This window comes from Microbacterium testaceum (assembly GCF_001476285.1).
Classification (GTDB): domain Bacteria; phylum Actinomycetota; class Actinomycetes; order Actinomycetales; family Microbacteriaceae; genus Microbacterium; species Microbacterium testaceum_B.
Genome location: NZ_LDRU01000077.1, coordinates 1 through 20,664 on the forward strand (window position 1 = coordinate 1; position 20,664 = coordinate 20,664).

At 71.2% G+C, this 20,664-nt stretch carries 18 protein-coding genes; 9 read left to right on the forward strand and 9 right to left on the reverse strand.

Going from position 1 to position 20,664, the window contains the following annotated elements; translation table 11 throughout:
- The coding region (locus NS283_RS13035; protein WP_241492246.1) for a citrate:proton symporter at positions 1 to 795 on the reverse strand (795 nt) is incomplete at its 3' end.
- A 187-nt stretch (positions 796 to 982) separates the two neighbouring features.
- On the opposite strand from NS283_RS13035, the gene NS283_RS13040 reads away from it, so the two are divergent.
- Positions 983 to 2,596, forward strand: a complete 1,614-nt coding sequence (locus NS283_RS13040) for a sensor histidine kinase (protein WP_193752682.1) — start codon at positions 983 to 985, stop codon at positions 2,594 to 2,596.
- A complete protein-coding gene (locus NS283_RS13045; RefSeq protein ID WP_058597299.1) occupies positions 2,593 to 3,243 on the forward strand; it encodes a response regulator in 651 nt (216 codons plus the stop codon). Before NS283_RS13040 ends, NS283_RS13045 begins: the two co-directional genes overlap by 4 nt.
- A 185-nt stretch (positions 3,244 to 3,428) precedes the next feature.
- Here the strand turns inward: NS283_RS13045 and NS283_RS13050 are convergent, their stop codons facing one another.
- The 4 genes from NS283_RS13050 to NS283_RS13065 form a co-directional block, all read right to left on the reverse strand.
- Positions 3,429 to 4,712 carry an alpha-amylase family glycosyl hydrolase gene (locus NS283_RS13050; RefSeq protein ID WP_058597300.1) on the reverse strand — a complete coding sequence of 428 codons (1,284 nt, stop codon included), beginning with the start codon at positions 4,710 to 4,712 and terminating at the stop codon, positions 3,429 to 3,431.
- Between the two features lie 72 nt (positions 4,713 to 4,784).
- Positions 4,785 to 5,471 (reverse strand): response regulator, encoded by a 687-nt coding sequence (locus NS283_RS13055; protein WP_241492247.1) that lies wholly within the window; start codon positions 5,469 to 5,471, stop codon positions 4,785 to 4,787.
- Entirely contained in the window at positions 5,456 to 6,625 is a 1,170-nt protein-coding gene (locus NS283_RS13060; RefSeq protein ID WP_081317424.1) for a sensor histidine kinase, read from the reverse strand. Before NS283_RS13060 ends, NS283_RS13055 begins: the two co-directional genes overlap by 16 nt.
- 55 nt (positions 6,626 to 6,680) lie before the next feature.
- Entirely contained in the window at positions 6,681 to 7,907 is a 1,227-nt protein-coding gene (locus tag NS283_RS13065; RefSeq protein ID WP_058597303.1) for an ROK family protein, read from the reverse strand.
- A 114-nt stretch (positions 7,908 to 8,021) separates the two neighbouring features.
- On the opposite strand from NS283_RS13065, the gene NS283_RS13070 reads away from it, so the two are divergent.
- The 4 genes from NS283_RS13070 to NS283_RS13085 are packed head-to-tail and all read left to right on the forward strand — an operon-like array spanning position 8,022 to position 12,877.
- Positions 8,022 to 9,335, forward strand: coding sequence for an ABC transporter substrate-binding protein (locus NS283_RS13070; RefSeq protein ID WP_241492248.1), 1,314 nt, complete (start codon positions 8,022 to 8,024; stop codon positions 9,333 to 9,335).
- Positions 9,332 to 10,246: a carbohydrate ABC transporter permease gene (locus NS283_RS13075; protein WP_058597304.1), complete on the forward strand. Its 915-nt coding sequence runs from the start codon at positions 9,332 to 9,334 to the stop codon at positions 10,244 to 10,246. The genes NS283_RS13070 and NS283_RS13075 overlap by 4 nt, the downstream gene beginning before the upstream one ends.
- Positions 10,243 to 11,160 (forward strand): carbohydrate ABC transporter permease, encoded by a 918-nt coding sequence (locus NS283_RS13080; RefSeq protein WP_058597305.1) that lies wholly within the window; start codon positions 10,243 to 10,245, stop codon positions 11,158 to 11,160. Before NS283_RS13075 ends, NS283_RS13080 begins: the two co-directional genes overlap by 4 nt.
- Before the next feature lie 34 nt (positions 11,161 to 11,194).
- Positions 11,195 to 12,877: a glycoside hydrolase family 13 protein gene (locus NS283_RS13085; RefSeq protein WP_058597306.1), complete on the forward strand. Its 1,683-nt coding sequence runs from the start codon at positions 11,195 to 11,197 to the stop codon at positions 12,875 to 12,877.
- Between the two features lie 116 nt (positions 12,878 to 12,993).
- On the opposite strand, the gene NS283_RS13090 is transcribed toward NS283_RS13085, so the two are convergent.
- The 4 genes from NS283_RS13090 to NS283_RS13105 are packed head-to-tail and all read right to left on the reverse strand — an operon-like array spanning position 12,994 to position 16,974.
- Positions 12,994 to 13,812 (reverse strand): glycosyltransferase family 2 protein, encoded by an 819-nt coding sequence (locus NS283_RS13090; RefSeq protein WP_058597307.1) that lies wholly within the window; start codon positions 13,810 to 13,812, stop codon positions 12,994 to 12,996.
- Positions 13,809 to 14,813: a glycosyltransferase gene (locus NS283_RS13095; protein ID WP_153001452.1), complete on the reverse strand. Its 1,005-nt coding sequence runs from the start codon at positions 14,811 to 14,813 to the stop codon at positions 13,809 to 13,811. The genes NS283_RS13090 and NS283_RS13095 overlap by 4 nt, the downstream gene beginning before the upstream one ends.
- Positions 14,810 to 15,946, reverse strand: a complete 1,137-nt coding sequence (locus NS283_RS13100) for a glycosyltransferase (RefSeq protein WP_058597309.1) — start codon at positions 15,944 to 15,946, stop codon at positions 14,810 to 14,812. Before NS283_RS13100 ends, NS283_RS13095 begins: the two co-directional genes overlap by 4 nt.
- The gene (locus NS283_RS13105; RefSeq protein WP_193752683.1) at positions 15,943 to 16,974 is read right to left on the reverse strand and encodes a glycosyltransferase; all 1,032 of its coding nucleotides are present in this window, start codon (positions 16,972 to 16,974) and stop codon (positions 15,943 to 15,945) included. The genes NS283_RS13100 and NS283_RS13105 overlap by 4 nt, the downstream gene beginning before the upstream one ends.
- Positions 16,975 to 17,148: 174 nt before the next feature.
- On the opposite strand from NS283_RS13105, the gene NS283_RS13110 reads away from it, so the two are divergent.
- Genes NS283_RS13110 through NS283_RS13120 form a run of 3 tightly spaced genes read left to right on the forward strand, consistent with a single transcriptional unit; the run spans position 17,149 to position 20,356 of the window.
- Positions 17,149 to 18,087: a WcbI family polysaccharide biosynthesis putative acetyltransferase gene (locus NS283_RS13110; protein WP_058597314.1), complete on the forward strand. Its 939-nt coding sequence runs from the start codon at positions 17,149 to 17,151 to the stop codon at positions 18,085 to 18,087.
- The gene (locus NS283_RS13115) at positions 18,084 to 19,055 is read left to right on the forward strand and encodes a hypothetical protein (RefSeq protein WP_058597311.1); all 972 of its coding nucleotides are present in this window, start codon (positions 18,084 to 18,086) and stop codon (positions 19,053 to 19,055) included. Before NS283_RS13110 ends, NS283_RS13115 begins: the two co-directional genes overlap by 4 nt.
- Positions 19,052 to 20,356: a glycosyltransferase family 2 protein gene (locus NS283_RS13120; RefSeq protein WP_058597312.1), complete on the forward strand. Its 1,305-nt coding sequence runs from the start codon at positions 19,052 to 19,054 to the stop codon at positions 20,354 to 20,356. Before NS283_RS13115 ends, NS283_RS13120 begins: the two co-directional genes overlap by 4 nt.
- Positions 20,357 to 20,664 lie beyond the last annotated feature (308 nt).

Genomic DNA, 20,664 nt, shown 5'->3' on the forward strand with positions numbered 1-20,664 from the left:
GCCGGTGCGCAGCGACGCGACGGCGCCGGGCTTGGGCTCCGCTCCGCGGAACAGCTTCGGGGCGCCGAGACGACCGAAGCCACCGGGGGCGTCGAGCTTGGACGTGTCGACGACGCCCGCGAGACGCTTGCGCTCGGCGAGGCCCAGGAACCACGCGAAGGCGAGCGAGACGACGAGACCCGCGGCGAGCGAGGGGATCATCGGCACGAAGACGTCCGTGGGCTGCAGTCCCAGCGCGGTCGCGGCGCGGACGGTCGGGCCGCCCCAGGGGACGATGTTCATCGTGCCGTTCATCAGGCCCGCGACACAGGTGAGCACGACGGGGCTCATCCCCAGGCGCAGGTAGAGCGGCAGCATCGCCGAGGTCGTGATGATGAAGGTGGTCGAGCCGTCGCCGTCGAGCGAGACGGCGCCGGCGAGGATCGCCGTGCCGAGCACGATCTTGGCCGGGTCGTCGCCCAGCACGCGCGTGATCACGCGGATCAGCGGGTCGAACAGGCCGACATCGATCATGATGCCGAAGTACATGATCGCGAACATCAGCAGGGCCGCCGTGGGCGCCATCTTGCTGATCGCGTCGATCACCATGTCGCCGAGTCCGAGGCCGGCCCCCGCGATCAGGCCGAAGATCGTCGGGACGACGATGAGGGCGACCATGGGGGTGAGACGCCGGGTCATGATCAGCGCCATGAACGACAGGACCATGAGGAAGCCGAGGGCGACGAGCACGCCGTCGGCGGGCGTGTAGGCCACCGCGTACTCTTCGGCTTCGGCCGCAAGGATCAGGGGGGTCATCGCGACTCCTTCGTCGGGACGGGCGCGTCTCTCGCGCTCTCGATGCGGCGACCCTACGGATGCCGAGACCTCGACCGCGCGCTTGCTCGCATTGCGCGGGGTTATGCGCGTACCGTGTGTTCTGCGCATTTCGCGCACGCCGTCGCGGTCACCGCCGCGCGCGACGACGCCGAACCCGGAGGTCCCCATGCGGTTCGCCACCCGGATGCTCGTCGTGCAGATCGCGACCCAGATCGCCGTCGTCGCGGTGTGCACCGCGGTGTTCGCCTGGCTCGGCGTGCAACAGCTCAAGGCCGAGGCCGATTCGTCGGCTCTCAACATCGCCCGCGCGGTCGCCGAGGCCCCCGAGGTACGTGACCTCGTCGCCCGGTACTCCGCCGACCCGGGGACTCCGGATGCCGCCTCCCTCCGCGACGGCACGCTCCAGCACTACGCCGCCGACGTCACCCAGCGCACGCGCGGCCTGTTCGTCGTGATCACCGACGACCACGGCATCCGTCTGGCCCACCCCGACCCGGACCGCCTCGGCCAGGTCGTCAGCACGAGTTTCGCGGACGCACTCGCGGGCCGCGAGGTCGTCACGTGGGAGACCGGAACGCTCGGCGAGTCCGCGCGCGCGAAAGTCCCTGTGTACGCGCCCGACGGGGGCGCTCCGGTCGGTGAGGTGAGCGTCGGATTCGAACGCGCGAGCGTCTTCGACGACCTGCCCGCGCTGATCGCCGGGATCGCGGTGGCCGTGGCGCTCGCCGTCGCGATCGGGGCGCTCGTCGCGCTGCTCATGCGCCGCCGACTCGAGCGCCTCACCCTTGGCGTCCAGCCCGAGGAGCTCGTCGCCCTCGTGCAGACCCAGACCGCCGTTCTCGAGGGAGCCGACGAGGGCGTCCTCGCGATCGACGAGACGGGGGTCGTGCGGGTGTGCACCCTCACCGCCGAGCGCCTTCTCGGGATCACGGATGCCGTCGGCCGCCCCCTCTCCGACCTCGATCTCGCGCCGGCCGTCGCCGCGGCCCTCGCCGGTGACGGTGCGAGTACGGGGCTGCCGGTCGCAGGGCGGGTGGTGTTCATCGACGTACGCCCGGTGCGCCGCGGCGCTCGCGCGCTCGGCCGGGTCGCGGTGCTGCGCGACCGCACCGACGTCGCCGCGCTGTCGGGGCGGCTCGACAGCGTCCGCGCGATGGGCGACGCCCTCCGCGTGCAGCGGCACGAGAACGCCAACCGCCTGCACGCGGCGGTGGGCCTGCTCGACGCCGGCCGCACCGTCGAGGCACGCGCGTTCCTCGCCGACCTCGTCGACCGCGGCTCGGTGGACTGGGCCGTCCCGGGAATCGACCTCGTCGGCGACGCGATGCTGCAATCGTTCCTCGGTGCGAAGGCGCTCGCCGCGCGCGAACGGGGAGTGGTTCTGCGGGTCTCCGACGACACCTATCTCCGCGGCACCGTCGACGACGTGGAAGACGTCGTGGCGGTGCTGGGAAACCTCGTCGACAACGCCGTGACGGCCACGGCATCCGGTCCCGAACCCCGCGAGGTCGAGGTCGCCGTGCTCGGCGACGGCGACGCGATCGTGCTCACGGTGGCCGACACCGGGGGCGGGATCGCCGATGTCGACGCCGCCTTCGCCCCGCGCGAGCGCGACGACGACCCCGCGGCGGTGCACGGCCTCGGTATCGGCCTGCCGCTCTCGCGCGAGTTCGCGCGGCGCCGGGGCGGGGACGTGTGGGTCGTCGATCCGGGCGGTGACGGGCACGGTGCCGTCGTGGCCGCCCGCCTGCCCGGAGTCCTGCGAGGAGAGAGCGAATGACCGGTATCCGTGTCCTCGTCGTCGACGACGACTTCCGCGTCGCGGGACTGCACCGTGACGCCGTCGCCGCGCGCCCCGGCTTCGTCGCGCTCGAGCCCGCGCGCACGGTCGGCGAGGCCCGCGCCGCCCTCGCCGCGCACCGCCCCGATCTGCTGGTCGCCGACGTGTACCTGCCCGATGGTGACGGCGTGGAGCTCGTCCGCTCGGCCGGGATCGACGCCTTCGTCCTCTCGGCGGCGACGGATGCCGAGACCGTCCGGCGTGCATTCACCGCCGGGGCGCTCGCTTACCTCGTGAAGCCCTTCGACACGCGCGTGCTCGCGGAGCGGCTCGACCGTTACGCGCGGTACCGCAATCTGCTGACCAGCTCACGGCCGCTGTCTCAGGACGACATCGACCGCGCGGCATCCGTGATGCGCGGGGAGCGCGAGGGGCCGTCGCTCGCGCGCTCGGCCACCGAGCAGACGGTCCTCGCCGCTCTCGGCGCGGACGAGGCCTCGGCGACCGAGGTGGCCGAGCGCATCGGCGTCTCGCGCGCGACCGCGCAACGACACCTGACCGCTCTCGCCGAACGGGGTCTCGTGCAGGTGAGCCTCCGGTACGGCTCGACGGGTCGTCCCGAGCACCGGTTCCGCGCCGGCGCCTGACCCGCGCGCCCCGGCGCAGGCATGTCCCACTTTGTGCAGCTCAGCCCCGCCGATCTCGCACATTTGGGGACATGCCCCCGGGTGGCAGCGCGTCGCTGACGAACGCGTGTCCCACTTTGTGCAGCTCAGCGGCGCCGATATCGCACATTTTGGGACACGCCGCCGTGCGGCAGCACGCCGCCGGGTCACGCCTCCAGCACGACCCACCCGCGCGGCCCGAGCTCGACGCGCCCGTCCGTCGGCCACCCCTCGCCGGCCACGGGGGTCAGCCCGTCCGCCACCGGCAGCGACACCGGGTCGTCGCCCACGTTCAGCGCGACGACGACCGCGTCATCGCCGACCGCCGTCCGCAGGGCGAGAGCGGTATTGGTGACCTCGATGACGTCGGTATGCGCCCGCCACAGCCACGGCTTCCGGCGGCGCAGCGCGATGAGCGCGCGGTGGGCCTGCAGAATGCGCTCGTCGCCCCGCGCTTGCCCGGGGGTCGAGGGGAACGCGGGTCGCACCGCGTCGTCGCCCCCGACGCGTTCCTCCTTCACTCCCGTCCACCCGAACTCGTCGCCCGCGTACACCGACGGCGTCCCGGCGACCGTGAAGAGCACCGCGAGGGCGTGCAGCACGAGGTCACGCCCGACGGCCGAGGCGATCCGCGTGACGTCGTGGTTGCCGACGAACGTCTGCGGGACGAAGGTCCGCAGCATCTCGTCGTGCCGCTCGATCGCGTGCCGCAGCTCGAACAGGTTGCGGTCGGCGATGCCGTGCCAGATGCCCTGCCACAGCTCGTACTGCGTGAGCGAGTCCATCGTCGACTCCCGCACGATCGCCGGAGCGTCGCCGTGGATCACCTCGCCCAGGAACCACGCCTCAGGGAAGCTCTCCCGCACGCGGGGGAGCACCTCGGCCCAGAACGACGACGGCACCGCGTAGGCGGCATCCAATCTCCAGCCGTCGATGCCGCGCTCGAGCCAGTGGCACATGACCTCGACGACGAGGTCGACCACGGCGGGGGAGGAGTGATCCAGCGCGACGAGTGCCTCGTGCCCCTCGAACACGTCGGCCTCGAACCGTCCGCCGACCCAACGCCCGCGGAACAGGCTCGGCCCGTTCTCGGTCAGGTCGCGGAAAGCCGCGTGACCGCGCCCCACATGATTGAACACGCCGTCGAGCAGGATCCGGATGCCACGCTCCCGCGCCGCCGCGACCAGTCGGTCGAAGTCCCCGTCATCGCCCAGCCGAGGGTCGATGCGGAAGTGATCGACGGTGTCGTAGCCGTGCGTCTCGGAGGCGAACACCGGACCCAGCAACAGGCCGTTCAGCCCCAGCTCGATGACGTGATCGAGCCACGGCTCGAGGCGGTCCAGGCGGTGCGCCGGCGCGGCATCCGGTCCCTCGTTCTCACGGATCGGGGCGCCGACGAAGCCCAGCGGATAGACGTGCCACCAGATCACGTGTTCGGGCCACGAGGGCATCCGGTCTCCTCTCGATCGGGGGGGCGAGGCTCCCGACGCTATCCCGAGGGTCCGACACGGCGAGGGGGCTTGTCAGCGTCTGCGCTCGACCGAACCCACCCGTGCCCACAGCGCCGCTACTTGCGCGCGGCTTTCGACGCCGAGCTTGGTCAGCACCCGCCCGACGTGCGTCTTGACCGTGGGGAGCGAGAGGAAGAGCTCGGCCGCGATGTCGGCGTTCGACGCCCCGCGCGCCACGGCCTCGGCGACCTCCCGTTCGCGGGGCGTCAGCGACGCGAGGGCGTCGCGCTCGGCCGCGGTCGGCAGGCGGGTGTGGTCGGCGGCGAGCCGCATGACCTGGTCGAGTACGCCCGGGGCGAGCACCGGGCGACCGGATGCCGCTGCGCGCACCGCCGCGACGAGCTCGGCGGGAGGCGCGTCCTTGAGCAGGAACCCGCGCGCTCCCGCACGCAGCGCCCGCACGACGTCCTCATCGGCGTCGAAGGTCGTGAGCACGATGATCGCGCGGGAGGGGTCCGCGGCCACCTCGCGTGCGGTCGCGGTCAGGCCGTCGCAGCGCGGCATCCGGATGTCCATGAGGACGACATCAGGCTGGTGCCGGGCGATGACCGCTTCGGCTTCGAGGCCGTCCGACGCTTCACCGATCACGCGGATGCCGCGATCGGCACCCAGCACGAGCCGGAGCCCCGCGCGCACCTGCGGATCGTCGTCGACCACGACGACCGAGACGTTCGCGCCGCCGGTCACGCGGGACTCCACGGCAGGACCACGTGCACACGGTGCTCGGCCGGCCCCGCGGTGATGACCGCAGTTCCGCCTACCGCTCGCGCTCGCTCTTCGATGCCCACCAGCCCGAAGCCTCGCGGTCCGGAGGGTGGGTTCGAGACGGGATTGGCGACGTCGATCTCGAGGCGCTTCCCCTCGACCCCGGCGAGGTGAAGCGTCACCGGTGCGCCGGGCGCGTGCCGACGGGCGTTGGTCAGGCACTCCTGGACGATCCGGTACGCGTGTCGACCGATCGCCGGATCGAGCGTCGTGAGAGCGACGTCGATTCGCGCATCGACGCCGCTCTCCGCGGCGAGCAGCTCGTCGAGGTCGGCCAGCGTCGGTTGCGGGCGGTCCGCGTCGGCGGCATCCGGGTCGCGAACGACGGCCAGGATGCCACGCAGCTCGCCGAGCGCGCCGCGCGCGTTCTCGTGCACGGTCTCGACGGCCTCCGCACGCTCGAGGTCGTCGAGGTCATCGCGGTAGCGCAGGGCGCTCGCGTGCATCGCGGTGAGCGACAGGCGATGGGCGAGGACGTCGTGCATCTCCCGCGCGATGCGGGTGCGTTCGTGGTCGCGCGCGGCGGCTTCGCGCAGACGCTGCTCCTCCTCGACGAGCAGTGCTCTCTCGCGCAGCGACACGACCAGGGCGCGTCGCGCACCGATCGAGACGCCGACCGCGACGGTCGCTGCGAGCACGACGGCGAGGATGGCGAGGAGCAGAGCGACTTCGCCGAGAGGTGCGGGCCGACCGAGCAGATCAAAGCCGCTCAGCCCGACCGCCGCGACCCCGGCGATCCAGACCGATACCGCGAGGGCGATCTCACCGGGGCGACGACGCGTGGCGAGCGACGCCAGCGCCAGGAGGGCCGCGGGCGCCGCGAGAGACGACACGGCGCCGCAGAGGGCGAGCGCGACCGCGACGACGAGCGGCGCGCGGCGACGGAAGAGCACGACGACGAGAGCCGCGACGCCCATCGCGAGGTCGAGCGCGACGAGACCGCCGAAGCGGAGGGAGTCGGCATCCGCGCCGAGGTCGATGCTGAAGCCGACGTTGATGACGAGGAAGAGCACGCCCGCGGCGGTCACCGCGGCGAGGCGCCCGGTTTCGCCCCAGAGAGAGCGGCGGGGAGAGGATGAAGTGGTCATGTGCGCGAGCCTAGGAAGTCGATTCGCTCGCCCGGATCGTCCGAAGGTCGCACCCTCACGCCCGCGCCCGGTCCTCGGGCAGCGCGAACGCCTCGAGATCGAGCGCGCGAGCGCGCGCTGACTCGACGGCGGCGGAGACGGCCCCGATCGACACGATGTCGGCCCCGAGCGTCGAGGCCACGATCCGCGGGGCGGGAAGGTGCAGGGAATCCGGGAACGACTCGATCGCCGCCGCGATGATCGGGTCCGCTCCGGCGGCGATCGCGCCCGACACCACCACTCGCTCCACGTCGAAGAGGCTGCCGAAGATCGCGGCCACACCGGCGAGCGCCGGGCCGACCGCGCGTGCCGCGGCGAGGGCGCCGGCGTCACCCGCGGCCGCCAGATCCAGCACGGTCTTGGCGTCGATGCTCTCCGGATCGATCCCGCGCAACGCGCTGTCGACCGGAAGGGTCCCGGATACCAGGGCCGCCCGCGCCGCGTCCACGCACCGCGGGGCGAGGCCCCACGCGCTGCCGACACCCTCGACCTGGTCGAAGGCCACGGTCTCGCCGGCCCCTCCGTGCGCGCCGCGGAGGAGGTGGCCGTCGACGCTGATCCCCGCGCCGAACCTCTCTCCGGCGAGGAGGGCGACGAAGTCGTCGCACCCGACGGCCGCGCCGTGCGTGCGCTCGGCCACGGCGGCCAGGGTGGCATCGTTCTCGACGCGCACGACGGGCGCCCACGCGGCGAACGTGTCGACGAAGTCGGGGTTCATCCGCGCCCAGAAGCCGTCGTGGTGCACGGGGGAGCGTCCCGCCCGGTCGACCGGTGCCGGCACGCCGATGCACAGTGCGGCGAGATCGTCGCGCGAGCGCCGCGCTCGTGTGAGGGCCGCGTCCACCGTCGCCTCGGCCGCGCGGCGGCGTCGCTCGGGTGAGTCGAGCTCGGGGTCGACGGTGAGCCGCGAGGTCGCGAGGGTCGTGCCACGGAGGTCGGCGACGGTCGCGATGAGGTGACCGCGTCCCGCGTCGACCCCGACCACGAGTCCTGCGCTCGGTTGGAAGGCGAAGCGGCGGGCGGGACGCCCCTTCGAGTACTCGCCGACCGCGCGGGCGTTGGGCATCTCCGCGAGGAGCCCTCGTGCGGTCAGCTCGTCGAGCACGTCGATTGCCGTCGAGCGCGTCAGACCGACCGCGGCGATGACGTCGCTGGCGGTGAAGGCGTCCTCGTCCCAGACGCGGGTCAGCACCGCGTCGAGGTTGTGGCGGCGTAGCGACGGCGTCGTCGTCGTGGCATCCATCGGCTCTCTTGACCCCCCTGAGTTCTCCTGCAATACTGCCTGCATCACATTGATTTGGCGAGTAGATTTACTCGCCGACACAACATATTCGCAGCGCAGCGGAGGAGGCAGCTGGTGTCGACGAAGACGAGGGCCGGGCGACGATGGGTCGCCGCGACCGCGGTGGGGGTGCTGGGGGCGACGATGCTCGCCGGGTGCTCCGCCGACGGTCGCGAGACGATCCGCTTCACCTTCAGCAAGCGTGAGGCGCTGTCGTTCATGAACGACGTCGTCGCCGAGTACAACGCTTCTCAAGACAAGGTGCGCGTCGAGATGGACAGCTCCGGCGTCGACGTCGTGTCGGCGAGCTTCGTCCGCGGCAACCCGCCCGACATCATGCTCGCGAACTACAACTACGAGACCGCCCGCTTCGTTCAGCGGTGCGCGCTGAGCGATCTCTCGGGCACGACGGCCGCGAGCACGGTGCGCGACGACCTGCAGCCCCTCATGGACCAGTACGGCTCCTGCGAAGGGCGCACCAGCGCGCTGCCCTACTCGGTCATGGCGGCCTCGGTCATCTACAACAAGCAGATCTTCGACCAGTACGGACTCGAGGTTCCGACCACGTGGGACGAGCTGCTCCAGGTTTCCGAGACGCTGAAGGCCAATGGCGTCACGCCCTTCTACGGCACCTTCAAAGACGACTGGACCGTCGGACAGGGCTGGTACGACTACTCCGTCGGCGGATCGCTCGACGTCATCGACTTCTTCGACGCACTCGCCGCCGAGGGCGACGAGGTCGGGCCGCAGTCGGCGGTGTCGTTCGCGAAGGACTTCAGTGAGCCGATGGACCGCATGCTGGAGCTCGCTCGGGATTACACGAACCCGGATGCCGAGAGTCGGGCCTACGGCGATGGCAACCTCGCGTTCGCCCAGGGGCAGGCGGCCATGTACTTGCAGGGCCCGTGGGCGCTCGGTGAGATCGCCAAGACCTCGCCCGACCTTCCTGTCGGCACGTTCCCGCTGCCGATGACCGACGACCCGGACGACCTGAAGGTCCGCGTCAACATGGACCTCGCGGCCATCATCCCCGAAGCGTCTCGGCACAAGGATGCCGCGCGCGACTTCCTCGAGTACCTGTATCAGCCCGAGGTGATCGAGGCGTACAACGAGTCGCAGCTCGGCTTCGCGCCCACGAAGGACGCTCCCGCTCCGAGCGACCCACGCGTCGCCGGAATGATCCCCTACTACGACGAGGGACGTGTCTACCAGGGCGCCTCGGTGCTCGTGCCCAAGACCATCCCGGTCTTCAACTACGCGCAGGCGATGCTGTTCGGCGCCTCCCCGCAGGCCACTCTGAACACCCTCGACCAGGACTGGTCGCGGCTCGCCTTCCGGCAGCCGCCGGCCTCGACGAACGACGCATCCGGCGAGGAGGCCGCGCGATGAGCACCACGACCACGATCGTGACCGGCGGGAAGGCGACCGCGCGTCGCAGCACCCGCCGGGTCGAGCCGATCTACTACTTCTTCCTTCTGCCGACGCTCGTGCTGTTCACGCTGGCGATCACGGTGCCGGGGATCATCGGCATCTTCTTCAGCTTCACCGACTCCATCGGACTCGGCGAGTGGAGCTTCACCGGCCTGACGAACTACATCGCCATCTTCAGCGACCCGGCGATCCTGCAGAGTTACCTCTTCACCTTCGGGTTCTCGGTCGCCACCGTCATCGTCGTGAACGTCGCGGCGTTCCTGCTCGCGGTGGGGCTGACCGCGCAGATCCGCTTCAAGAAGGCGCTGCGCACGGTCTTCGTCATCCCGATGGTGATCTCGGGCATCATCATCGCCTACGTCTTCAACTTCCTCTTCAGCAACTCCGTCCCGCAGGCCGGAGCCTCGCTCGGCATCCCGTGGCTCGAGACGAGCCTGCTCGCCAATCCCGATCTGGCGTGGGTCGCGATCGTCATCGTCACCGCGTGGCAGGCGATCCCCGGCACGCTGCTGATCTACATCGCGGGACTGCTGTCGGTGCCCGGCGACGTCTACGAGGCCGCCGGCCTCGACGGGGCGAGCAAGACCCAGCAGCTCCTTCGCATCACGCTGCCGCTCGTGGCCGGGTACGTCGTCATCAACGTCATCCTCGGCTTCAAAGGCTTCCTCAACGCCTACGACATCATCGTGGGTCTCACCGGTGGTGGGCCGGGCACCGCGACCCGCAGCGTCGCGATGTCGATCATCCTCGGCTTCAACGGCGGCGACTACGCCTACCAGATGGCCAACGCGGCGCTCTTCTTCGTCGTGGCCGTCGTCATCTCGCTCCTCCAGCTCTCCCTGACCCGGGGAAGGAACACCCTGTCATGACCGCTCTCAACCAGCCCGCGCTCGCTTTCGAGCAGGCCGAGCTCACCGTCCCCGCGAAGCAGCGGACCCGTCGCCGCATCCGTCGCGTCGGCGCTGAGCGCATCAACTGGTCGGCGACGACCATCCTCGTGCTCTGCTCGCTGACCGTGCTGCTGCCGCTGTACGTGACCATCTCGATGGCGCTGAAGAGCGGGACGCAGGTCGTCGACGGAAACGCCTTCTCGTTCCCCTCGCCGATCAGCTTCGACGGCTTCGTGCAGGCGTGGACCCTGACGAAGTTCCCCGTGGGGCTCGCCGTCTCCCTCCTGGTCACCGCCGGCACGGTCGCGGCGACGATCATCCTCGCGGCCTTCGCCTCGTACGCGATCGCCCGCAACTGGGATCGCAAGCTCTTCCGCTACTCGTTCTTCTACCTGCTCGCGGCGATGTTCATCCCGTTCCCCGTGGTGGCGCTCCCGCAGATCCAGCTCACCGGCCGGGTCGGTCTCGACAACCCGGTCGGCGTGATCATCCTCGCCACGATGTTCCAGCTGAGCTTCAGCGTGCTTCTGTTCACGGCGTTCCTGCGCTCGATCCCGCTCGAGCTCGAGGAGAGCGCGCGCATCGACGGCGCGACGACGTGGCAGACCTTCTGGCGGCTCATCTTCCCGCTGCTCGCGCCGATGAGCGCCACCGTCGGCATCTTCGCGTTCCTCTACGCCTGGAACGACTTCATGATGCCCTCGCTCATCATCAGCGATCCGGCTCTGCAGACCTTGCCGGTGCGCCAGAACCTGTTCCAGACGCAGTTCAGCAACAACTACAACGTCGCCTTCGCCTCCTACCTCATGGCCATGGCTCCCGCGATCGTCGCCTACCTCTTCACCCAGCGATGGGTGATGGCCGGCGTCACGCAGGGCGCCGTCAAGGGCTGACACCCACCCCCGACCTTTCGAAAGGATCCCGTACGTGACCACCACCGCTCCCTCCGCCCAAACCCGCGAGCTCTCCGAGACTCCCGACTGGTGGCGCCAGGCCGTCGTCTACCAGGTCTACCCGCGCAGCTTCGCCGACACCGACGGCGACGGTCTGGGCGACATCAAGGGCATCACCTCGCGCGTGCCGTACCTGGCCGAGCTGGGGGTGGATGCCATCTGGCTCAGCCCCTTCTACCCCTCCGATCTCGCCGACGGCGGGTACGACGTCGCCGACTACCGCGACGTCGACCCCAAGCTCGGCACCCTGGCCGACATGGACGAGCTCATCGAGCGACTCCACGCCCACGGCATCCGGATCGTCGTCGACATCGTGCCGAACCACACCTCGGACAAGCACGCGTGGTTCCAGGAGGCGCTCGCCGCAGGACGAGGCTCCGCGGCACGCGAGCGCTACATCTTCCGCGAGGGCACCGGCGTCGAAGGCGCCGAGCCGCCGACCGACTGGGAGTCGCTGTTCGGCGGGTCGGCGTGGGAGCGCGTGGCGGACGGGCAGTGGTACCTGCACAACTTCGACGTCTCGCAGCCCGATCTCAACTGGGACAACCGCGAAGTGCGCGACGAATTCCTCACCACCCTCCGGTTCTGGAGCGACCGCGGTGTCGACGGCTTCCGCATCGACGTCGCGCACATGCTGACCAAAGACCTCACCGAGCCGCTGCCCTCGCGCGCCGAGCTCGAGGCGCTGCCCTTCGACGGGAAGCACCCGCTGATCGACCGCGACGACGTGCACGAGGTCTACGCCGAGTGGCGCGCCGTGTTCAACTCCTACGACCCGCCGCGCACGGCCGTCGCCGAGGCGTGGGTGCACCCCTCTCGGGTGCCGCTGTACGCCAGCGCCGAGAGCCTGGGCCAGGCGTTCAACTTCGACCTGCTCGAGGCCGACTTCGATCCCGCGCAGTTCCGCCGGATCGTCGCCGACAACCTCGCGCTCGCCGCGGAGTCGGGCTCGTCGACCACGTGGGTGCTGTCGAACCACGACGTCGTGCGCCACGCCACGCGTTATGGACTCCCGGATGCCGAGCGCGGAGCCGACGGTCGCCCCACGCTCAAGCACGGCAACGAATGGCTGCTCTCCGGCGGCCAGTCGCCCGCCCTGGACACCGCGCGCGGTGAGCGCCGGGCCCGCGCCGCGGCGACCTTCGTGCTGGGCCTGCCGGGCTCGGCGTACCTGTACCAGGGGGAGGAGCTGGGCCTGCACGAGGTGGCCGACATCCCCGACGCCGACCGGCAGGATCCGACGTTCTTCCGCAGCCCCGGGATCGACCAGGGGCGGGACGGATGCCGCGTGCCCCTACCCTGGACCGAGGACGGTCCCGCGTTCGGCTTCGGTGCGAACGGCGCGCACCTGCCGCAGCCGGAATGGTTCGGCACGTACGCGGTCGACCTCCAGGACGGCGACCCGGCCTCGACCCTGTCGCTGTACCGCCGTGCACTCGACCTGCGCCACGAGCTGCAGACCGACGAGCAGCTCGAGTGGATCGACACCGGCCGTGACGACGTGGTGGCGTTCGAGCGCCCGAACGGATGGACGGTCGTGACCAACTTCGGCACCGAGCCGGCCCCTCTCCCCGCGGGCGAGATCGTGCTGTCGAGCACCGCGCTCGAGGGCGACGCGCTCCCCGCCGAGACGACGGTCTGGCTCCGCCGCGCCTGACGGCCCGCGAGAGCCCCGCACCCCTTCCCGGGCGCGGGGCTCTCTCGCTCCCCACTCTCGTCGACTGTCCAAGACACGCCGTAACTCCCCGTGCGGTTACGGCGTTTCTCGGACACTCAACCGCAATCCGAGCGCACCCATGCCTCACCCCGGCGCTCGATCGCGCCGGCCGCGGCGAACGCGTCGAGCCACCCGCCCATCGGCCACTCGCCCCACCGCTCGTGGAACGTCGCGCCGTTGCGAAGGATGTCGTCGAGATGCTGCCACGGGGGAGACGACACCGGATGCCACTGGTGGAACGCATCCGCCCCGCCGATCCAGCGCATCTCGACGCCTCGTTCGCGCGCCGTCCACGCGAGGTCGGTGTCCTCGGCACCGTACCCCTCGTAGCCGGGGTGGAAACCTCCGATCCGTCCCCAGGTCGCGGGCGTCGCCGCGAACGACAGTGACCAGAACAGGTCGTACTCGGCGGAGGTCGCCGCGCGCGCCTGACCGAGAGGAAGCGCCGGTCGCGCGCGGTGCGGGCGCCGGAGAAACGGCAGGTCGGAGGCGCTTCCCGGGCGCTGCATGCTCGCGAGGTAGGTCACCGGGCCGGAGAGGAGGGCGGCCGGATCCGTCCGCGCTGCCGCCCGGTACGCGGGCAGCAGATCCGGACCAGGCAGGCAGTCCACGTCGAGGAAGACGAGCAGCTCGGCTCCCTCGTCGATCGCCCGTTCGGCGGCACGGTTCCGTCCCTCGCCGACCCTGATTCCCCGGGGTCCCGGCGGCACGTGCAACGTGTGGGTCCCGGCATCCCGGATGCCATCCGGCAACGTCTCGTCGAGCCAGGCCTCCACCCGCACGATGTCGTCGGCCACCTCGGCGAGCACCCGTCGTTGACGCTCGAGATGCTCGCGCCTGGCCGCGGAGGCGACCGTGATGACAGCGGTCCTCACGGCAGGATCCCTTCCACGGCCGCGGCCATTCGCTTCGCGGCCCCCGAGGCCTGCCAGCGCGTCCAATCGGGGGTGTCGCCCCCGGCTTGCTCGATGACCGCGGCCAGGTCAGAGGCCGAGATCGTGTCATCCACGGTCCGGGCGAGTCCCCACCTCTCGAGAGCGTCCGCGGTGGCCCGCTGTTCGTCGAAGGGGCGGTCCTGAGCGATCACGACGGCTCGAGCCCCGGAGGCCGCGAGGTCGGCGACACTGTTCTGCCCGGCCGCGCTCACGATCACTGTGCTCCGACAGAGCAGGGGCCACGGATCGTCGACGCGGGAGTGGTCGTCGTGTCCTATGGAGCGGACATCCCATCCGCCGGCCGAGAGCCGGGTGGTCAGCTCGGCGTGCACGGCGGGGTCGAGGACGCGTCCGAGGAAGAGAACCGCCCGTGGCTCGCGGGCGTTGTCGTGCGTGCGCGCGTCGAATCGCGAGATCCCCCCGGTCCAGACGAGGCGATCGGCATGCGCCGTGAGGCCGGGGGTCGGGACCGCGCCGTGCGGCCACGGCGCCACGATGCGATCCGCCAGGCGGTAGGCGAGGGCATGCGGGGCGTCGGTCCGCGCCCCCGGCTGGGTCACCGCGACGGTGCGCAGGCCCAGGAGGCGAGCGAGAGCGACCACCTCGGCACTCACGTCGACGACGAAGGCGCCGAGGTGTCGCTCGGCGGCGACCCGGGCGATCGTCGCCAGTCGTTCCCGATGACCTGGGTGATCGTGCGGCGCCCAGTGCAGCGCCCCGCGTGCCGTCGGATCGGCGCTGCGCGGATCGAGCACGGTACCGTCCGCGGTCTCGACGGCATCGGCATCCGCGGGCAGCTTCACCCATTCGACCGCGGGGTCGAGTCCGGACGGTCGCGCCGACGACGAGAACGCCACGACGGGAACCCGCAGGTGCGGCTGCACGGCGAGGAACCGGGCGACGTGCCCGAATCCGTGGTGGTGGACGTACCAGCCGATCACCACGACACCGCCGGCGCGCGTCGCGCGGCGACGGGCTGTGCGGTGTGTGACAGCACGCGCTCCACTTCCCGGTAGCGCTGCGCGAGAGAGTGCTGGCGCACCGCGGCCCGCCGCGTCCATACCCGGGTGAGGGGCTCACGCGCTCCCCGGGCGGCGAGCTCGGCGGCGGCCTTCCCGAGCGCGACGACGTCGCCGGGGGTGACGGTCGCCGATCCCGGCATCCCCGCGAGGACCTCCGAGACCCCGCCGATGTCGAACGCGGCGACGGGGGTTCCGGTGGCCAGTGCTTCGGCGATCACCAACCCGAAAGGCTCTTCCCACATCGGCGTCACGAGGGCGACCGCCGACGACCCGACCAGGCGGCACAGATCGGGCTGGCGCAGCGGCCCGACGTAGCGCGCGTGCGGTCCGAGCCGGGGCACGACCTCCTGCTCGAAATAGTCGACGTCGCCGATCCGCCCGGCCAGCACGAGGTGCGCCCCGACGGCGCGCGCCGCTTCGATCGCCAGGTGAGGGGCCTTTTCCGGCACCACGCGACCCGACCACACCCACGAGGGTCCGCCGTCGCCGCGCGTCCACTGCTCGGTGTCGATGCCGTTCGGGAACACGAACGCGTCCACCCCCTCCACCGACCACGCGCGTGCGGTCGCTTGGCTGACGGCGACGAAGCGGTGAGGGCTGTCACGCACCTGCCCGGCCGCTTCGAGCAGCGGTTCGAGGGGAGGGGTGTGCAGGGTCGTGACGACCGGGATCTCGGCCTCTCGACTCCACCGGATCGGCGCCGGATGAAGGCTGTGATTATCGACGACGTCGTAAAGGTGGCGGTCGGCGATCAGCCGATCGCGCGCGGCCTCGAAGGCCGCATCGACCGCCCCGGCGTAGCCGAGGGGGTAATCCGTATCCGACGACTCCTCGGGGCGTGTCCACGCGGGCGTCGGCAGGCGGAACTCGGGTACGTCGCCGAGGTAGTCCGATCCGTCCGCCGCGCACAGCGTGACGTCGTGGCCTCGCGTGCGCAACCACCGCACCCGGTCCCAGACGCACGCCTCCAGCCCGCCGGCGTGCGGCTGGCGAAGCGGATAGCGCGACGGCGCGACGACGAGGACGCGCAGCGGACGCGCCGCGCGGTTCATGCGGCGTCCGTCGTCTGCAGAGCCCGGCGGTAGATCTCCACGTGGGCGGCGCGCACGCGATCGCGCTCGACGAACCGCTCGGTTCGCCGCCGCGCGACCTCCGCTGCTCTCCGCGGCGATCCCGGTGTCGACCACGCCGGAGCGGTGGCGTCCGTGATCGCCCGCGCGAGCGAGACCGGTTCCCCCACGGTGAACGCGTGGAAGTCGTCCGGGTGTTGCGCCGAGATGTGACCGACGCGCGTGCCGATCACCGGTACCGCGAGGTCGAAGCACAGCTCCGCCCACCCCGACTGCGTGCCGTGCCGGTACGGAAGCAGACACGCGTCGAGGTCGGCGAGCCAGCTCGAGAGCGCGTCGTCGTCGAGACGGTCGCCGCGCTCCAACGTCACGCCGTCCGCCTCCGCGGCGAGTCGGTCGATGGATGCCGCCGCCTCCGCGTCGCGGACGCGCTCGTTCACCCGTACCACGGCCTCGACGCGCGCGCCTTCGGCGCGGAGGTCGGCGATCGCCCGCACCAGGGTCGCCACGGTGCCCACCCCGTCGATGTTCGGTCGCAGGTCGCGCAGGTGCACGCCCACCCGGGTCGTCGCGCGGGGCGTACCGATGGGCGGGTCCTCCGCGCCGAGCAGCGTCGGGTGCGGGACGACGGTCGTCGACCGGCCGTACACGCGGCGCACCTCGGCGTCGGCGGATTCGGTCAAGGTGATCAGCTGGTCCGCCGCGGCGGTCAGGACGGCAAGTGATGCGCGATGGGCGTCCTGCGATGCGAGCTGGGGGTTCTCCAGGTCGTGGACGGTGTACACGAGCGGACGCCGGACCCGCCGCAGCGCGGCTACGGTCTCTGCGAGGTCGTCCGGGCTGTACGACTCGATCCCGAAGTGTAGGTGCACGAGATCGAACTCCGCCGCGTGTGCTTCCAGCCAGGCCGGGAGCAGAACCTGCGGCGGCCACCACTGGCCCTCGGGCGCACCGGGGACCGCGGGGTCGCCGAGCAGGTCCACCGCTCGGCGGTCCGTGACGGCGTCCACGTACGGATGCGAGGACGGCACGGCGGCCACCCGGATCGGGGGGATGGTGGGGGCGTCGATTCTTTCTCCTCCTCGTGCAGTGGACTTCGTCGGTGCGCGTACCGCATCGACGGAGACATCGCAATGCAACGGGGCGGTTGGGACGACGACGGCACCGACGGATACGTTCACAGCATGAGCGGCGACGAGGGTGGCGAGACGAGCCTTGCGGACCACGGCGGGACGGTGATAGCGCGCCGTCGCCACTACGCGGAGTTCTTCGGCGAGGCCCCGCTTCCCGCCCGCTTCGGCGTGGTCGTCGGCAACTGCCAGGCCGAGTCCCTGCGCCTCGTGATCGCTTCTGAGGCGCTGCCCGCCATCCGGATTCCGGCCGTGCACGAGCTCACCGCAACCGACGCCGCGCGCCTGCATGACGTGCTCGCACGGGCCTCGTTCCTCGTCGCACAGCCGGTCCGTGACGATTACCGGGGCCTCCCTCTCGGTACCGCGCAGCTGCGCGCGTCTCTCCCGAGCGATTCCCGCGTGGTCCTCGTCCCCTCGATCCGCTACGCGGGCCTGCACCCGTTCCAGGCCGTGCTGCGCGTGCCCGGATTCGAGTCCGATCCGCCGCTGGTGGCCTACCACGACGTGCGACTGCTGGCCGAGGCTGCGGGCCTTCCGGTCGCCCGCGAGCTGCCGGCGGAGTCCGTCCGCGAAGTCGCCGCAGACTCGATCGCCGAGCTGCGGCGGCGTGAGGCGCTCGGCCTCGACGTCGCGGCATCCGACCTGTTCACCCCCGTCGTCGCCGACCTCGCCCGCACGGTCAACCACCCCGGCAACGCCGTCTTCCTCCCTCTCGGCGAGCGGGTGGTCGCCGCCCTCGGCGAGCCCGGACGAGCGGTCGATCCCGGGCGTCCGATCCTCGCCGGGGTGCGCGCCCCGCTCGAGGAGTGGGTGGTCGATGCCTGGAACCTGGATACCGAGCCCCAGCCCGACTGGACCGTCGAGGGCGAGATCCTCCCCACCGCGACCGTGTCCGAGGCCCACCGCGCCTGGTACGCCGAGCGGCCGGAGTTCGTCGCCGCTGCCGTCACGCGCATTGCCCCGCTCCTGCACCGCTGGCGGGCGGCGTGACGGCCCCGGTCCTCCTCGTCCACCCCGGCCCCCACGGGGTCGCGGTTTACGGGCGTGACCTCGCCGAGGCGCTGACGGATCTCGGGGCCGATCCTCGGGTGATCGACCCGGTGGCGATTTCATCCCTCACCCCGGGTACCCCTGTTCACGCCCAGATCACCGACCGGCTGTGGGGAACGTCGCCCGAGCACGCGACCGAGCACGTCCTGGCGCTGGCCGCCCGTCATCCGCTGACCGTGACCCTGCACGACGTTCCGCAAGCCTCGGATGGGGAGCGCAACCGGCCCCGCAGGCGAGCGTTCTACGCGGCGGTCGCCCGAGCGGCACGGGCGATCGCGGTCAACAGCGAGCATGAGCGCGCGTTGCTCGATGAAGAGGGCGTGTGGAGCGGGCCCGTCGCCGTGGTGCCGCTTCCCGTCACCGCGCACACGCTGTCGACCCGTCCCCGACTCGACGACGCCGTGGGGGTTCTGGGGTACTTCTACCCGGGCAAGGGACACGACGAAGCGCTCGCCGCGACCGTCGCGGCGGGACTGCCCCGGCTTCGCGTACTCGGGCGAGCATCTGACGGTCACGCCGACGAACTCGACGCCTTCGTCCGGCGCGCCCGCGATCTCGGGGTGAGGACCGAGGTCACAGGCTGGCTCGACGAAGCCGAGATGGCGGTGCAGGCGCGCACGGTCGCGGTTCCGGTGATCGCCCATCGGCACGTCTCGGCGTCCGGGTCGCTGGCGTCGTGGATCGGCTGGGGCCGTCGACCCGTCGCGGTCCGGAACCGCTACATCGACGAGATGTCCGCGCTGCGTCCGGGCACACTGCGCTCCGTCGAACCGGAGGCCCTGCCGGGTGCGATTCGTGAGGCTGTCGACGACCCGTCCTCGACCTGGCACGGCGTCGACCCCATCCCGTTCGACCGGGCCGAAGCCGCCCGCGCGTACCTCCGGTGGTGGGCCGAGGTGCTCTCATGAGCACACCCGGGTGGGTGGTCGGCAACCGATGGGACGACATCGCGGACATGCCGTCACGCCTCGCGCGGGTGAGCGTCATCGTGACGCACTACGACCAGCAGGCCGAACTCGACCGGACGCTCCTCGCGCTCTCGCGTCAGGACTATCCCGCGCACCTCGTCGAGATCGTCGTCGCCGACGACGGCTCTCCCTCCGCGCCGATCGTGCCCCCGGGCGTCCGGGTCGTGAGCCAGCCGGACCTCGGTTTCCGCGCAGCCGCCGCGCGGAACCGTGGCGTGGCCGCCAGTACGGGCGAGGTCCTGTGCTTCCTCGACGCCGATACGGCCCCCGAGCCGGGGTACGTCCGAGCGATGACGCGCCTGCCCGCGCTTCTGCCCGAGGCGGTCACGGTCGGGCGACGCCGGCACGCCGCCCTCGCGGGGGTGGACCCGTCCGCGCCGATCGCCGAGATCGCTCCGACCGTCGAGCTGTCCGAGCCGCAGTGGCTTCTCGACGCGTACGCCCGAACCGAGAACCTCCGGCTCTCCGACGACCGTTGCTACCGGTACATCATCGGTGCCGTCATGGCTTGCTCGCGCGTGATGTTCGACGACGTCGGAGGATTCGACGAGAGCTTCTCGTCGTATGGCGGCGAGGACTGGGAATGGGCGCATCGCGCCTGGCAGGCGGGTGCCGTCTTCGCGCACATCCCGGATGCCGTCGCCTGGCACGACGGACCCGAGTGGGCCGAACGAACGGGCGTCGATCGTGCCCGCGAGGGCAACGCGCAGACGCTCTTACTCGCCGACCTGATCCCGGTCGACGGATCCTCCGGTCGCGGCCTGTTGCCCAGTACCCCCGACCTCGCGATCCACCTGGACGGAGAGTTCGCGTCGGCAGCGACCTTCCTGTGCGTCGACTCGGTCCTGGAGGCGTTTCCTCGTGCAACGGTGATCCTGGATGCCGCCCCCGCCGTGCCAGTCCTGACGACCGACCCGCGGCTCGTGGTGGGGAACGTCCCCGACGCTCGCGTGGTGCTCCGGCTGACACAGCCCGTCGTCATTCTCGACGCCGACGAACTGCGCGAGCGACTCGCGATGCTCGGCCAGGGAGACGAGGGACGTCTCATCGTCCGGTCTGCGGACGGGACGGCCATCGGCGAGGCGGCCTCCCGTCGGGCGCGGCGCCGTGAGGAGCGATGGCACGGAGCGGTCGGGTTCACGACGGGCACCGTCGTGACGAACGGAGTCCTTCCCGTGGGTGACGAGCCGCACCTCGAGTCGTGGGTGGGCCGATGGGGCGGCGCCGAGCGCTGGACGTGAAATCCGCGGATTTCCGCGGTTTCGGGGGTGCGACACGCCCGGGCGGTGGTGTGGATTGGACGAGTGCGCGGGATCCGCGTAACTTATTACTTGTTCGCCCCACAGGGGAGAGCGGAGCGGCCGAAAGGCCCCGCGTCCTCTCAAGCGGTGAACCACCCCCAACACAGCACTTGAGAGTTTCGATTCTCTGGTCTACAGTTGGGATCCTGCCACTCGGCGCCTGTCATCGACACAAACTCTTCCTCTGGAAGTCTGTTTCGTCGTGTTGACTGCCCGACGCGGCATATTTAGAAGTGAACTGCCTCACG